Origin of the sequence: Enterobacter sp. CCUG 70166 (assembly GCF_020224095.1) — a bacterium.
Lineage (GTDB): Bacteria > Pseudomonadota > Gammaproteobacteria > Enterobacterales > Enterobacteriaceae > Enterobacter > Enterobacter intestinihominis.
The window spans coordinates 78,351-93,100 of the sequence record NZ_NRIQ01000067.1; the positions used below are offsets into that span (position 1 = coordinate 78,351).

At 55.1% G+C, this 14,750-nt stretch carries 16 protein-coding genes; 2 read left to right on the forward strand and 14 right to left on the reverse strand.

Going from position 1 to position 14,750, the window contains the following annotated elements; all coding sequences use genetic code 11:
- The first annotated feature begins 14 nt into the window (after positions 1 to 14).
- Complete coding sequence (gene pdxY, locus CKK19_RS23760; protein ID WP_063853900.1) at positions 15 to 875, forward strand: pyridoxal kinase PdxY; 861 nt, start codon at positions 15 to 17, stop codon at positions 873 to 875.
- 60 nt (positions 876 to 935) lie between these two features.
- Here the strand turns inward: pdxY and gstA are convergent, their stop codons facing one another.
- From gstA to blr, 12 genes are all read right to left on the reverse strand, one after another.
- Positions 936 to 1,541 carry a glutathione transferase GstA gene (gstA, locus tag CKK19_RS23765; RefSeq protein WP_045308481.1) on the reverse strand — a complete coding sequence of 202 codons (606 nt, stop codon included), beginning with the start codon at positions 1,539 to 1,541 and terminating at the stop codon, positions 936 to 938.
- A 105-nt stretch (positions 1,542 to 1,646) separates the two neighbouring features.
- Positions 1,647 to 3,155, reverse strand: coding sequence for a dipeptide/tripeptide permease DtpA (dtpA, locus tag CKK19_RS23770; RefSeq protein WP_022647916.1), 1,509 nt, complete (start codon positions 3,153 to 3,155; stop codon positions 1,647 to 1,649).
- 608 nt (positions 3,156 to 3,763) lie between these two features.
- Positions 3,764 to 4,399, reverse strand: coding sequence for an endonuclease III (gene nth / locus CKK19_RS23775; RefSeq protein ID WP_063853899.1), 636 nt, complete (start codon positions 4,397 to 4,399; stop codon positions 3,764 to 3,766).
- The gene (locus CKK19_RS23780; protein WP_003857592.1) at positions 4,396 to 5,082 is read right to left on the reverse strand and encodes an electron transport complex subunit E; all 687 of its coding nucleotides are present in this window, start codon (positions 5,080 to 5,082) and stop codon (positions 4,396 to 4,398) included. The genes nth and CKK19_RS23780 overlap by 4 nt, the downstream gene beginning before the upstream one ends.
- A gap of 2 nt (positions 5,083 to 5,084) precedes the next feature.
- Positions 5,085 to 5,705, reverse strand: coding sequence for an electron transport complex subunit RsxG (gene rsxG / locus CKK19_RS23785; RefSeq protein ID WP_063853898.1), 621 nt, complete (start codon positions 5,703 to 5,705; stop codon positions 5,085 to 5,087).
- Positions 5,706 to 5,715: 10 nt separating this feature from the next.
- Positions 5,716 to 6,768: an electron transport complex subunit RsxD gene (rsxD, locus tag CKK19_RS23790; RefSeq protein ID WP_022647918.1), complete on the reverse strand. Its 1,053-nt coding sequence runs from the start codon at positions 6,766 to 6,768 to the stop codon at positions 5,716 to 5,718.
- Positions 6,769 to 8,790 (reverse strand): electron transport complex subunit RsxC, encoded by a 2,022-nt coding sequence (gene rsxC / locus CKK19_RS23795; RefSeq protein WP_063853897.1) that lies wholly within the window; start codon positions 8,788 to 8,790, stop codon positions 6,769 to 6,771.
- Positions 8,783 to 9,361 carry an electron transport complex subunit RsxB gene (rsxB, locus tag CKK19_RS23800; RefSeq protein WP_015570664.1) on the reverse strand — a complete coding sequence of 193 codons (579 nt, stop codon included), beginning with the start codon at positions 9,359 to 9,361 and terminating at the stop codon, positions 8,783 to 8,785. Before rsxB ends, rsxC begins: the two co-directional genes overlap by 8 nt.
- Complete coding sequence (rsxA, locus tag CKK19_RS23805) at positions 9,361 to 9,942, reverse strand: electron transport complex subunit RsxA (RefSeq protein ID WP_022647920.1); 582 nt, start codon at positions 9,940 to 9,942, stop codon at positions 9,361 to 9,363. The genes rsxB and rsxA overlap by 1 nt, the downstream gene beginning before the upstream one ends.
- Before the next feature lie 76 nt (positions 9,943 to 10,018).
- Positions 10,019 to 10,459 carry a DUF2569 domain-containing protein gene (locus tag CKK19_RS23810; RefSeq protein WP_063853896.1) on the reverse strand — a complete coding sequence of 147 codons (441 nt, stop codon included), beginning with the start codon at positions 10,457 to 10,459 and terminating at the stop codon, positions 10,019 to 10,021.
- 85 nt (positions 10,460 to 10,544) lie between these two features.
- Positions 10,545 to 10,760, reverse strand: coding sequence for a transcription modulator YdgT (gene ydgT, locus CKK19_RS23815; protein WP_000217941.1), 216 nt, complete (start codon positions 10,758 to 10,760; stop codon positions 10,545 to 10,547).
- 229 nt (positions 10,761 to 10,989) lie between these two features.
- A complete protein-coding gene (blr, locus tag CKK19_RS23820; RefSeq protein ID WP_151884424.1) occupies positions 10,990 to 11,115 on the reverse strand; it encodes a division septum protein Blr in 126 nt (41 codons plus the stop codon).
- A 239-nt stretch (positions 11,116 to 11,354) separates the two neighbouring features.
- On the opposite strand from blr, the gene CKK19_RS23825 reads away from it, so the two are divergent.
- On the forward strand, positions 11,355 to 12,395 hold the full coding sequence (locus CKK19_RS23825) for an oxidoreductase (RefSeq protein ID WP_023306015.1): 1,041 nt from the start codon (positions 11,355 to 11,357) through the stop codon (positions 12,393 to 12,395).
- A 56-nt stretch (positions 12,396 to 12,451) separates the two neighbouring features.
- On the opposite strand, the gene add is transcribed toward CKK19_RS23825, so the two are convergent.
- Together add and CKK19_RS23835 are read right to left on the reverse strand one after the other, a co-directional pair.
- Positions 12,452 to 13,450, reverse strand: a complete 999-nt coding sequence (gene add / locus CKK19_RS23830) for an adenosine deaminase (protein WP_022647922.1) — start codon at positions 13,448 to 13,450, stop codon at positions 12,452 to 12,454.
- Positions 13,451 to 13,546: 96 nt separating this feature from the next.
- On the reverse strand, positions 13,547 to 14,719 hold the full coding sequence (locus CKK19_RS23835) for a MalY/PatB family protein (protein ID WP_032624356.1): 1,173 nt from the start codon (positions 14,717 to 14,719) through the stop codon (positions 13,547 to 13,549).
- Between the last annotated feature and the right edge of the window lie 31 nt (positions 14,720 to 14,750).

The following is a 14,750-nucleotide window of genomic DNA, read 5'->3' on the forward strand; positions in this document are numbered from 1 at the left end:
TTGGTAAGTACAACATGAAGAACATCCTCGCCATTCAGTCCCACGTTGTTTTTGGACATGCTGGCAACAGCGCTGCGGAATTCCCGATGCGCCGCCTCGGGGCCAACGTCTGGCCCCTCAATACCGTTCAGTTCTCGAATCACACCCAGTACGGTAAATGGACCGGCTGCGTGATGCCGCCGTCGCATCTGACGGAGATCGTTCAGGGGATTGCGGATATCGACCAGCTTAAACGCTGCGATGCCGTACTGAGCGGTTATCTGGGTTCGGCGGAGCAGGGGGAACATATCCTCGGCATTGTGCGCCAGGTGAAAGCGGCAAACCCCGCGGCGAAATATTTCTGCGATCCGGTGATGGGACATCCGGAAAAAGGCTGCATCGTCGCGCCGGGCGTTGCGGAGTTTCATGTCCGTCATGCATTGCCTGCCAGCGATATTATTGCGCCCAACCTGATTGAACTTGAGATCCTGTGCGAGCATCCAGTCAACAGCGTAGAAGAGGCTGTACGCGCCTCTCGCGAGCTCCTCGCCCAGGGGCCAGAGATTGTGCTGGTTAAGCACCTGGCACGCGCAGGGGTGAGCCAGGACCGTTTTGAGATGCTGCTGGTGACCAAGGACGAAGCCTGGCACATCAGTCGACCGCTGGTGGATTTCGGTACACGTCAGCCTGTCGGGGTTGGGGATGTGACCAGCGGTTTGCTGCTGGTGAAGCTATTGCAGAGCGCAAGCCTGCGCGATGCGCTGGAGCACGTCACCGCAGCCGTTTATGAAATCATGATTGCGACGAAGACGATGCAGGAATATGAGCTACAGGTGGTTGCGGCGCAGGATCGCATCGCGAAGCCCGAGCATTATTTCAGCGCAACCCAATTGTAAGAGCAGGGATAGTGTAGGCCGGGTAAGCGCAGCGCCACCCGGCAATACAGCGCGCTCGGATTAATTCAACCCTTCTGCCTTCAGCGCCGCTGCAACCGCAGGGCGTGCCGCTACGCGTTCCATATACGACGCAATATGATCTAATCCTTCCAGGTTCAGCTTCACCGCGCGCGCCCAGCGCAGAACGGTAAACAGATACGCATCAGCAATAGTGAAACGCGCACCGCAGATCCACTGATCGTCTTTCAGTGATTCATTAATGTACTGCATCTTTTTCTCAAGCAACGCACGTACGGTCGGTTTGTACTCTTCAGGAGTATCCGGGCGGAACAGCGGCGTAAAGCCTTTGTGCAGCTCGGTCGCGATGTAGTTAAGCCACTCAAGGGTTTTATAGCGAGAGATACTGCCTGTTGGTGCCAGCAGCTGACGATCAGGCACGTTGTCGGCCAGGTACTGCATAATCGCCACCCCTTCGGTCAGCAGGGTGCCATCGTCCAGCAGCAGGGCCGGAACCTGCCCTTTTGGGTTAATCGCAAAAAAGTCACCCCCGTTTTCCAGGCGCTTTTTCATCAGGTCAACGCCGTCCAGCGTGAAATCCTTACCGCTCTCGCGAAGGGTGATATGCGAAGCAAGAGAGCAGGCGCCCGGTTTATAGAACAGTTTCATCGGTAACTCCTTTTTGCTGAGGTTCCCGCTATGTTAGTGCGCGTTCAGATAAAAAAAAAGCCGCTAATCAATTAGCGGCTTCTGTTCAGTCGTTTCCCGATGACATTACGCGTTCGCGGTGTTGATCGCTTTAGCGGATTTGTCGTCGTCCTGCGTCATACGATTGAGTTTTGGTGCGGTGAGCAGCATCAGCACGGCAATTACGGCTGTCGCGATACCAATTTGCATGAACACGGTGCCGTAGACGTTCAGGGAGACCAGCGGGTCGGTAACGTTGTCCGGTACCGCCATCAGGTTCGCAATCTTACCTGCAATGATGGCTGCGCCAGCGGTCGTCAGGAACCAGCTACCCATGATGAAGCCCATCAGACGCTGAGGGACCAGCTGTGCAACCATCGCCAGGCCCAGACCGGAGATCATCAGTTCACCGATGGATTGCAGCGCATAGCTCAGGATCAGCCAGTTAACAGACACGATACCCGCGTCGGTCGCGAATTTCGTCCCCAGCGGCAGCACCAGGAATGCGCCAGAGCACAGCACCATACCGATAGCGAACTTGTGCGGCATCGGCAGACGGTCGCCCATCTTGTTATAGATAGCGGCCAGAATCGGGCTACCAATCATGATCCAGAACGGGTTCAGTGCCTGGTACTGCTCCGGCTCGAACGCGATACCCAGGATGGAGTGCTCAACGTTGCGGATTGCGAAGAAGTTTAGGGACGTTGGCATCTGGCTGTACAGGACGAAGAAGATAATCGCTTCCAGCATCAGGATGAACGCCACAATCATCTTACGACGTGCCGCACCCTGCATCGCGAAGGCTTCTTTAGCGAAGATAATCACGATACCCAGCGCAACCACGGCCAGTACGGCACGTGCAATACCCTGGTTGTGCAGCAGCCAGGTCGCGACAGCGGCCAGGATCACAATGCCGACGATGGTTGCCAGCAGTTTGCCCATATGCACGGGTTCGAAGTCTGGTTTAGAACCATAATCTTTAACCCAGCTGCGACAGAACAGGAAGTTCACAACGGTGATCAGCATACCCACGAAGCTCAGCGCAAACGCTACGCTCCAGCCGAATTTCGCGGCCAGCCATGGGGTTGCCAGCATAGAGAAGAATGAACCGATGTTGATGGACATGTAGTACATGGTAAATGCACCGTCCAGACGCGGATCATCTTTGTTGTAGCAGGTAGAAAGCAGGGAGGACGGGTTAGCCTTAAAGAGGCCGTTACCTACCGCGATGGTAGCCATGCCCATGTATACCACGCCCGCATCGTGCCCGGACCATGCAACCAGACCATAGCCAATCGCCAGAACCACGGCGCCCAGCATAATGACACGTTTCGTACCGAGGACTTTATCGCCTAACCAGCCGCCGATGGCGACCAGGCCATAGACCAGAGCGCTGAAGGACGAGAACAGCGTGATGGAATCGGCTTCGGACATACCCAGTTGCTTAACCAGGTAAACGGCCATAATCCCTTGCAGGCCGTAGTAGCCAAAACGCTCCCATAATTCGATAGAGAAAATGAGATAGAACGCTTTAGGCTGTTTGAAAGCGTTAAGACTTACGCTCTCATCTGTTGGTTTATTGTTTGCAGTAGACACATATACCTCTTTTTTTACATCCCATATTAACGGGGGTGTTCATAGCGTGATGACCGTAGTCCATCCGCTTTATAGTTATATTGGGAGGGGAAACGGCGGGTAATGTTCACTATCCAGCCCCATCTGGCAATACGTTTGTAATAATCTGTTACATATAACTGTGGCGGTATAATCATCGGTTCACGCAAATGTTATGCAGCGTTAAATTTCATCCGTTGAGAATTGGTGGTTTTTTTCACTGTAAATGACCCTGATGAATGGCTGTATGGCGATATGTTCTGCTATTTTGGGTGAAAGGCAGTGATATAGCCCATATTCTGAAAAATGACTGGTCTTATATGCGGTGAGTAAAGGATGAGATCTTGTCTGGCAAAGGCGTGGAGAGGCTTTTAACAACAAAAATCCAACATCAAGTTATCAGAGTGATCGCGATCACAGATGTATAGAAATTTTTGGTGATGAAAAAACTATTAACCTGTTTGAGTGTTAAATATCCGCAGAATCGACAACACTTTATGGACAATGAGAGGGAAAATTACGGCCAAGGGAGAAGATATCAGAGCCCTTGTTTAATCTAAGGGCTTGAACAGTAACAAGTGGATGTACCTTCAGGGATAGACTTTTTCTTTGTATTCACAGAGATCTTCGATAATGCAGGAGCCGCAGCGTGGCTTACGTGCAATACAGGTATAGCGCCCGTGAAGGATTAGCCAGTGATGGCAATCCACCTTAAATTCCGCAGGGACCACTTTTAATAGCTTTTCTTCCACCTCTTCCACGTTTTTACCCGGCGCGAACCGGGTGCGATTAGAAACGCGGAAGATGTGAGTGTCCACGGCGATCGTCGGCCAGCCAAACGCCGTGTTGAGCACGACATTTGCCGTTTTACGCCCGACGCCTGGCAACGCTTCCAGCGCTGCGCGATCTTCCGGGACTTCACCGCCGTGCTGATCAAGCAGGATCCGGCAGGTCTTAATGACGTTTTCGGCCTTACTGTTAAACAGGCCGATGGTCTTGATATAGGATTTTACCCCTTCAACCCCCAGCTCCAGCATAGCCTGCGGCGTATTGGCGACAGGGTAGAGCAGGGCCGTGGCTTTGTTGACGCTTACGTCAGTGGCCTGCGCAGAGAGCAGCACCGCGATCAACAGTTCAAACGGCGAGTTAAAATTCAGCTCTGTCGTTGGATGAGGATTCTCATCGCGCAGGCGCGTCAGGATCGCAATGCGTTTCTCTTTATTCATACTGCTTTCTCGGGGATCCCTTCCTGTACGCTGCGTTCAGCGGCGCGGCGTTTACGTTTTTCATCAATCAGGTATTTTAACGCCAGCATCATCCCAAGGCCAATGAAGGCGCCTGGCGGTAGCATGGCCAGCAGGAACGGGGTGTCCGTATGGAACACCTCGATACGCAGCGATTTCGCCCAGCCGCCAAGCAGCGCGTCCGCACCGTCGAAGAGCGTACCGTTGCCCAGAATTTCACGCAGAGAGCCGAGGACGAACATGGCGGCAGTCGCGCCCATGCCGATGGAAAACCCATCCAGCGCGGAAATTGCCGGGTTGTTTTTCACCGCGAAGGCTTCAGCGCGTCCCACGACAATACAGTTAGTCACGATAAGCGGAATGAAGATCCCGAGCGACTGGTACAGGCCAAATGCGTAGGCGTTAATCAGCATTTGCACGACGCTGACCACCGATGCAATGATCATGACATAAATCGGAATACGGATTTCCGATGGCGTCCAGCGGCGCAAAACAGAAATGGAGAAGTTGGTCAGGGTCAGCACCAGCGTGGTCGCCAGCCCCAGCCCGAGCGCGTTGGTGGCGGTAGACGTCACCGCCAGCAGCGGGCACAATCCCAACAGCTGTACCAATGCCGAGTTGTTCTTCCAGAGTCCCTGGACGATAACCTCTTTAACCTGGCTCATGGTCACTCCTCACAGGCGGAAAGATGATTGATCTGCGCGGGCAGCGTTTCGGCATACAGACCGGCGCGTTTGACGGCGTTGACGACCGCGCGGGGCGTAATCGTGGCGCCCGTGAACTGGTCAAACTCACCGCCATCTTTTTTCACCGCGAAAGCAGGATCGTCCTCGCCATGAATCATCTTACCGGCAAAGTGTAAAATCCAGTCGCTCAGGCGTGTTTCAATTTTGTCGCCAAGGCCCGGCGTTTCGTGATGTTCCGTCACGCGCGTACCCAGCACGGTGCCGGAAAAATCGCTGCCTACCAGCAGCTGAATTGCGCCAGAGTAACCGTCCGGCGCGGTGGCTTCCATGATGGCACCCACCGGGTTTTCGCCCTTAAGGGCAATATAAACGCGGTGGGTTCCTTTACCGAGCTGCGGGGTCTGCACGACAAAGCAGCTTTTTTGCAGGTCATTATCATAGAAGTCTGATGGGATCACCTGATCGAACAACGCCTTTTGCTGCTTCATTGCCTGCTCTTCAATGGTGCTTTTCGTCAGTTCATTTACCAGCGCGGTCAGCCCGGTGAGGGCGGCGGCGAAGATCGCCAGCGTGACGCCGTGTTTTTGCATAGTCTTTAGCATGGCGTAACCCTTAGCGATGACCGTACACGCGTGGACGCGTGTAGTAGTCGATGAGCGGAACGGTGATGTTAGCCAGCAGTACGGCAAATGCCACGCCGTCCGGATAGCCACCAAAGCTGCGAATAAGCCAGACCAGCAAGCCCGCCAGCGCGCCGAAAATCAGACGACCTCGGTTGGTGGTAGAGGCGGTGACCGGATCGGTCAGAATAAAGAATGCCCCGAGCATGGTCGCGCCGGAGAGCAGATGGAGCTGCGGGCTGGCCAGTGACTCAGGTGAGATGACCCAGCCGAGCGTTGAACAGACGGCCAGCGTCACCAGGAAGCTCACCGGAATATGCCAGCGGATCGCTTTTTGTTGCAGCAGGAAGGCACCGCCCAACAGGTAGGCCAGATTGACCCACTGCCAGCCCGCACCCGCCAGTACGCCGCTGTAAATAGACGATTTCATCACCTGCTCGACGCTGTGGCCGGCACGCAGGGAGGTTTTGAAGGTATCGAGCGGGGTGGCCTGGCTGATGCCATCCACGCCCATGCGAAGCGCGTTCATATCCGCGCCCATCGCGGTGTGGCCAGTAAAGATAACGTTCAGGGCATCCATAAAGCCGGGCACCGTGGCGGCGATCTCATGCGGCGGCAGCCAGCTGGTCATCTGTACCGGGAAGGAGATCAGTAGCACCACGTAACCAATCATTGCCGGGTTAAACGGGTTATGGCCCAGCCCACCGTACAGCTGCTTGGCGATGATCACCGCAAATACCGTTCCCAATACTACCATCCACCACGGGGCGAACGGGGGAATGCTGATGGCAAGCAACAGGCCGGTCAACAGGGCGGAGTTATCGCTCAGGATGCGAGTCACCTCCATTTTGCGCAGCTTCAGGATCGCTGCTTCCGCTGCGACGGCACTGGCGCAACCCAGAACTAACTGGAAAAGCGTACCCCAGCCGAAAAACCAACACTGTACGGCAATACCTGGCAACGCGGCCAGGCACACCAGCATCATAATACGCGATGTCTGGCGCTGGTTATGGGTATAAGGGGAACTTGCAATTCTGAAAACCATTTAATCCTCGTTAACGGCTTGCTGCGCGGCTTTCTTTGCCTGAACACGCGCAATCGCGGCGGCGACTGCGGCTTTGCGTGGATCGTCGTTGGCGGCCACGGGCCGTTCGTCCTGCTGTGCCGCTTTTCGTGCTTTGGCACGGGCGATGGCCGCTTCAACGGCGGCTTTACGTGGGTCGACAGGCGCTTCACTCTCTTCGGCAGGCTGAAGCTGTGCCGCTTTACGTGCTTTGGCGCGGGCGATAGCGGCTTCAACGGCCGCCTTGCGCGGATCGGTCGCTTCCTGTTCAACCACCACTGTCTGCTGACCGGCTTTACGGGCTTTTGCCCTGGCGATAGCCGCTTCCACCGCCGCTTTACGCGGGTCTGTGTCGGCTTCCGGTTTGGCGTTTTGCGCCTTCTCCGCCTGACGTGCACGCGCTTCGGCTTTACGCGCTTCGCGGGCGGCAATCGCTTCGCTATTGTCCGGCTTTTGGCCAGACACGATCGCTACCGGCTGAGCGGCAGTCGCGTTCTTCTCCCGCACACGGGCGAGGGCAGCGTTAATCGCATCCTGATCTTTCGCCGCAGGCTGCACGGCAGCCTGCTTATGGCGTTCCTGACGGGCTTGTTTCTCGCGCTCCAGTCGCGCCTGGCGCGCTTCAAAGCGAGCCTTCGCTTCAGCGGCACGTTTTTCTTCCATGGAGATAGCGTAGATTTCGGCTTTCTCCTGACGGAAGTACTGCACCAGCGGAATATTGCTTGGGCAGACCCAGGCACAGGCACCGCATTCAATACAGTCAGCCAGGTTATGCGCCTGGGCTTTATCGTGCAGCTGGCCTTTGCTGTACCAGTACAACTGCTGCGGCAGCAAGTCTGCCGGACACGCATCCGCGCAGGCGCTACAGCGTATACAACCTTTCTCTTCCTGCGTTTCGCCCATCTCCGTTGGGGAAGGGGCGAGCAGGCAGTTGGTAATCTTCACCACTGGCACATCCAGCCACGGCAGGGTAAAGCCCATCAGCGGGCCGCCCATAATGACCATCTGCTCGCTCCCCGGGCAGAAGTCAGCCTGTTCCAGCAGATGATGCACCGGCGTACCCAGACGCGCCCAGACGTTGCCGGGACGGGAGACGGACTCGCCGGTCAGCGTGACGACGCGTTCGGTCAATGGCTCGCCGTCAATCACCGCACGTTTCACCGCGTAGGCAGTACCCACGTTTTGCATCAGCACGCCGATATCGGACGAACGGCCCCCATGGGGGACCTGTTTTCCGGTCAGGATCTGCGTCAGCTGCTTCGCCCCGCCGGACGGGTATTTGGTTGGGATCACGCGCAGGGCGATATCATGGCTGTCCGCCAGCACCGCGCGCAGCATCGAAATGGCCTGCGGTTTATTGTCCTCAATACCGATCAGCACTTCGCGGGGTTGCAGGATATGCGCAAGAATGCGAATACCTTCCACCACCTGCGCGGCACAGTCCTGCATCAGACGATCATCGGCGGTGATGTACGGTTCGCACTCGGCGGCGTTAATAATCAGCGTTTCGATTTTATCGCCGCCGCCGTGAAGCTTGGCGCCGGTCGGGAAGCCAGCGCCTCCAAGACCTGCTACGCCAAACTGATGAATGCGTTCAATCAGCGCTTCGCGGCTGCGGGAACGGTAATCGCTCCAGCCGTCACGATCGATCCAGCGATCTTCCCCATCGGCTTCAATGATGACGCTCAGCTCAGACAACGCCGAGGGATGGGCAACGGTATGGGGGGCAACAGCCACCACCTTGCCCGAAGTCGGGGCATGTATCGGCAACATACGTCCACGACCAAAGGTCAGCGGCTGGCCGCGAAGGACGGTATCGCCTTCTTTCACGCACAGCTCGCCTTCCGCGCCGATGTGCTGTTTCAATGGCATAACGTAGCGGGTCGCCAGCGGAATTTGACGCAGCGGCGTACCGTTTGACTGGGTTTTCATTTCCGGGGGATGGATACCGCCGTCGAAGTCCCAGATCTTCTCTTTTCTGAAAGCAGAAAATAACTTAAGCATGTTGTTCCACAGGAATATTGCGAACCGGAATGGTCTGAAGATCCCATTTCCAGCTTTCGGTCGTCGTTTCAACCGGGCGGAGTTCTATACACTGCGTCGGGCAGGGGGCCACGCAGAGGTTACAGCCGGTGCACAGGTCCGCCACAACGGTGTGCATGGCGCGGGTTGCGCCTACAATGGCGTCGACAGGGCACGCCTGAATACATTTGGTGCAGCCGATGCAGTTGGCTTCGTCGATAACAGCAAGGGCACGAACGGGCTCCTGCGCCTGTTCATCGCCGTCGACAGGCTGCGGATCGACGTTCAGCAGGGCAGCTATTTTAAGCATGACCGCTTCGCCACCCGGCGCGCAGCGGTTGATCTTTTCTCCCTGCACGCCCACCGCCTCAGCGTAAGGACGGCAGCCAGGGTAGCCGCACTGCCCACATTGGCTCTGCGGCAAAAGCTCATCAATTTTTTCAACCACCGGATCGTCCTCTACCGCAAACCGGCGGGAGGCATAACCCAGAATGATGCCAAAGACGAGTCCCAGTACGCTGATGGACGCGATGGCAATCCAGATAGCACTCATTACAACTTCACCAGACCACTAAAGCCCATAAAGGCCAGAGACATTAAACCTGCGGTCACCAGAGCGATGGCGTTACCGCGAAACGGCGCGGGAATATCCGCCGCTGCCAGACGCTCGCGAATCGACGCGAACAGGACCATAACAAAAGAGAAACCGACCGCCGCGGAAAAACCGTACAGCGCCGACTGCATGAAATTATGCCCAAGGTTGATGTTGAGCAGCGCCACGCCCAGCACAGCACAGTTGGTGGTGATGAGGGGCAGAAAAATACCCAACAGGCGATACAGGGCAGGGCTGGTTTTACGCACTACCATTTCGGTAAATTGCACCACCACCGCAATGACCAGAATAAAGGACAAGGTGCGCAGGTAGAGCATGTCCAGCGGGATCAGGATCCAGGTATCAATCAGCCATGCGCAAATGGAGGCCATCGTCATCACGAAGGTGGTGGCCAGCCCCATGCCCATTGCCGTCTCCAGCTTTTTGGAGACCCCCATAAACGGGCACAGGCCAAGGAACTTCACCAGTACGAAGTTATTAACCAGCACAGTTCCGACAAAGAGCAGTAAGTAATCGGTCATTATTTAGCCTGAAATAAAAGAGCCGCCTATTATCGGATAAACGACAACAGGCCACAACAGGTTAACTGTAAGGTTATTACGGGTTAACGAAGGTTTTCTTAACACGCGTCGACCGCTTGAAATAGGGCACCAGAAGCGCCGTTGCAAGCAACGGAAAGAGTAGCTGGCGAACCGCCAGTGTGTCAGAAACTGGCGAAAAAGCGAACGCTTTGACGGCAAGCAGCACGGAGACCAGCAGCCAGATAATGTAATGTTTCGGCACGCTTTTGCGGCGTTTGAAGAAGGCGATGGTCAGCCAAAGCGTGTAGTACCACATCGCGATTGCGAAAACGAACGACACAAACCACGTCGCAATATTGAGCGCGCTCTGAGACATCAGTGTCTGGATAGCATGAGGAGTAACCAGTGCAGTGGTGTAAAGCAACAGCGCCAGCGAAGCGCTTAATAAAGCCACCAGCAGCCATGCCAGCGGGGCGATTAACCAGCCCCCAATTCTCTCTCCAGGCAATGCGGTCATACGCTCTCCCATAGTCTGCGCGAAATGTTATACAGAAATTTGCAGGGCGGAGAGTATATAACATTTCACGCCGAAGGCTACTTTCTTATACAACGTAACGCCAGACAGATTTAGGTACTTCCCCCACGTTGAACAGACGACCGCCAGAGACGAGTTCGGCGCGACGATGGTCAGCCGCGCGGTACATATTGATGATGTCCTGATTATCCGACAGCGTGTAGTTCAGATGGTCAAACAGTTTTTCCAGGCTTTCGAGGGAATTGATCTTGCGAAATTTTAATAAATAGTCCTGAACTGTCATATTAATAAGTTTCCATATAAAAGGGTAATACCCATAAAGGTAATGCGTTCGAATAATAAACGGATTAATAAAGACGTAAACTGTCCACTCGGGTAACGCGACGAAATTAGGAGTTTTCTTTGCGAAGATTCAGGCATCAGCAGATGCCTGGAAGAGAAGGGTAACCCCGTTCATTACGGCTGGCAATACGTTCCATGACGTAATGTGTCACGCTTTATGACGATGCGGCTTACTTTTGTTGAGCAACAGTAACAGGCTCCGGCGGCTGGTAGTTATCGATATGGCTGGCAATGCCGAGCAACACGACTGAAACGCCAAGGACAATCCATCCCGCTAATTCAATGATTCGATTAATTATTGATGACATAATTTGTGTTTGTAATTTATCCATAAATACAGATTACAAATGTTACAGCGGCCTTTTCGACAGAGCAAGCGCTTTGGGAACGATTCCCGGGCCCCATATACACACTTTAATGCGAGGTAACAAAAAAAGCTGTCGCGAGATGCTATTTTAACTCACAGGGCACATTATTAATCTGTGCGTTAAGCACAAGGCCAGTGATAAATAAGCGCACAGCGAGGGGGCATACGATGAGTGAAAACATCCGCGTCGGTCTTATTGGCTACGGGTACGCAAGCAAAACCTTTCATGCGCCGCTGGTTGCCGGCACGCCGGGAATGGAACTGGCGGCTATCACAAGCAGCGATGAAACCAAAGTCCATGCCGACTGGCCAGCCGTGCCGGTGGTAACGGAGCCTAAGCATCTGTTTAACGATCCTAATATTGACCTTATTGTCATTCCCACCCCTAACGACACCCATTTCCCCCTGGCGAAAGCGGCGCTGGAGGCTGGCAAACATGTCGTTGTCGATAAGCCTTTTACCGTGACGTTGTCACAGGCGCGCGAGCTGGATGCGCTGGCGCGAAGCCTGGGTCGGTTATTGTCGGTCTTTCACAACCGGCGCTGGGATAGTGATTTCCTGACGATCAAAGCGCTGATAAACGAAGGCACGCTCGGCGAAATTGCTTTTTTTGAGTCTCACTTCGATCGTTATCGTCCGCAAGTGCGAGATCGCTGGCGCGAGCAGGCGGGACCGGGCAGCGGCATCTGGTATGACTTAGCGCCGCATCTTCTCGATCAGGCCGTTCATCTGTTTGGTCTGCCCGTAAGCATGACGGTCGATTTAGCTCAGCTCAGGCCGGGGGCGCAGACCACCGACTATTTCCACGCCGTTTTGAGTTATCCGCAGCGGCGCATTGTGCTGCACGGGACAATGCTTGCGGCGGCGGAATCGGCCCGTTATATCCTTCACGGGGCGCGCGGCAGCTATGTGAAGTTCGGCCTGGATCCGCAGGAAGAGCGCCTCAAAAATGGCGAACGCTTACCGCAGGAGGATTGGGGCTACGACATGCGGGACGGGGTGGTGACGCGTGCGGAGGGTGAGGTACTGGTTGAAGAGACGGTGTTGACCCAGCCTGGGAACTATCCGGCGTATTACGCCGCAATTCGTGACGCGCTGAACGGTTCAGGTGAAAATCCGGTTCCGGCGAGCCAGGCAATCCAGATTATGGAGCTCATCGAGCTGGGGATCGAATCTGCCAAACATCGCGCAACGCTCTGTCTGGCATAAGTTCCAAACGCTTTCGTAGGCCGGGTAAGCGCAGCGCCACCCGGCAGAAAAGAGGACTACTGAGCAACTTTATCGCGCAGCGCCTGTTTCTCTTCAGGCGTCAGGAAGGCGATCTCCAGCCCGTTGATTTGCGCCTGACGGATCTGCTCGCGGCTCAGCCCGGCCTGCGGCGCGGCGATGTTGTATTCGTGAATAATATCCACGCCCTGAACCGCCGGATCGTCCGTGTTCAGTGAAGCCAGCACCCCGTGTTCAAGGAAGGTTTTCAGCGGGTGTTGCGCCAGCGACGCCACTGTACTGGTCTGAATATTGGAGGTCAGGCAGGATTCGATTCCAATACGTTGTTCAGCGAGGAAATCCATCAGCGCGCGATCTTCAATGGCTTTCACACCGTGACCAATACGTTCCGCACCCAGTTCACGAATGGCCTGCCAGATGCTTTCCGGCCCCGCGGCTTCGCCAGCATGAACGGTAATATGCCATCCTGCATCACGTGCGCGGTTGAAATGAGACAGGAACAGGCTGCCCGGGAAGCCCAACTCATCACCGGCCAGGTCGATGGCGGTGATCTGGTCGCGATGCGCCAGTAACGCTTCCAGCTCCTGAAGACAGGCCGCTTCACCGAAGGTACGGCTCATAATGCCGATCAAACGCGCCTGAACGTCAAAGGTTTTGCAGCCTTCACGCACGCCTTCAATGACCGCTTCAACCACGCCCGCTACGGGGAGACTGTGGGTCATCGCCATATAGCCCGGAGAGAAACGCAGTTCGACATAGTGCAGGCCGTTGCGAGCGGCATCTTCGATGTTTTCAAAGGCGACACGGCGACAGGCATCGAGCGAGGCCAGCATCTTCACACCCCAGTCAAGCTTGCTCAGAAAACTTACCAGATCCGGCTCGTTCGACGTCACCTGGACATGGGGGATCAGGGTTTCAAGCGTTTCGGCAGGAAGCGTTAAATTGAACTGGCGACCAAGATCGAGAATAGTTTGGGCACGAATGTTCCCGTCGAGGTGGCGGTGAATATCAGTTAAAGGCAGGCGTGTATCAATCATGGTCGCACTCTTTGCTGGTTAAAGTGCGCCATATTATAAAAACAAAACGGGGGAAAAAGCTATTTGCGCAAGGGAATATTCCGTTGCGCAAATTATTTACAGCAGAGTGTTGATGCCAGCAATAAGGCGCTGAACGCCCTGTTCAAGCTTACTACGCGGACAGCCAGCGTTCAGTCGCACATAGCCTTTTCCTTCATCCCCATAAGTATATCCCGGCATGATGGCCACTTTTTGTTGTTCAATCAGCACGTTTTGCAGCGTATTGTCATCAATACCGAGTGGGCTGAGATCAATCCAGGCCAGATAGGTGGCCTCTGGCGGTTGCCAGTTGAGTGTCGGAAATGCAGCATTCAGTTCGTCAGCAATGTAGCGCAGGTTTTCTTCGAGATAGGTCCGCAGCGCGTCCAGCCAGGGTTCGCCCTGCCGGTAAGCAGCAATGTGCGCGGTCAGCGCCAGCACGGAAGGGGAAGAGAGTCCGTCCCGCCCTTTTAATGCATTCAGATAGGCGTTACGGCTGTCGTCATCGGCGATAAGCCCCCAGGCACCTGTCAGTGCCGGAATATTGAAGCTTTTGGAACCGGAGGTCAGCAGCGCCCATTTACCGCGTGCAACCTCATTCCACGGGGTATGGCGATGCGTGCCCCATACCATGTCCATATGAATTTCGTCGCTGATTACCGCCACATCATGACGGCTGCAAAGCGTTGCAATAGTGGCCAGCTCTTCCCGCGTCCAGACTTTGCCGGTCGGATTTTGCGGGCTACACAGCAGCAGAACCGTGTTTTCCGGTTTTGCCAGCGCCGCTTCCAGCGCGGCCATATTGCCGTCCCAGCCACGCGCCGTTTTCTGCATCGGCACGGAAACAACGGTACGCTGGTTGCCTTCAATGGCTTTATAAAAGGCATCGTAAGCCGGAGTATGAACCACCACGCCGTCGCCAGGCGCGGACCATATGCGGATCAGCTCCGAGACCATATAAATGACCGACGGCCCATACACTACGGTTTCGGTATCAATCTGACTGTTAAAGCGTTGCCGGAACCAGTGCGCCACGGCAGCCAGAAATTCGTCATTTTTCCAGCGGCTGTAGCCAAACACGCCGTGGTTGATGCGCTGGTGCAGCGCATCGGTAATACAGGGAGCGGTGGCGAAATCCATATCAGAGATGGTGAAGGGCAGCAGGTCGGCAGCCCCAAAACGGTCAGCGACATAATCCCACTGGGTACACCAGGTGCCGTGTCGATCCACGACAGTAGAAAAATCAAACATGACGGTGCTCCGTAAAGTAAAACCCCCTCAT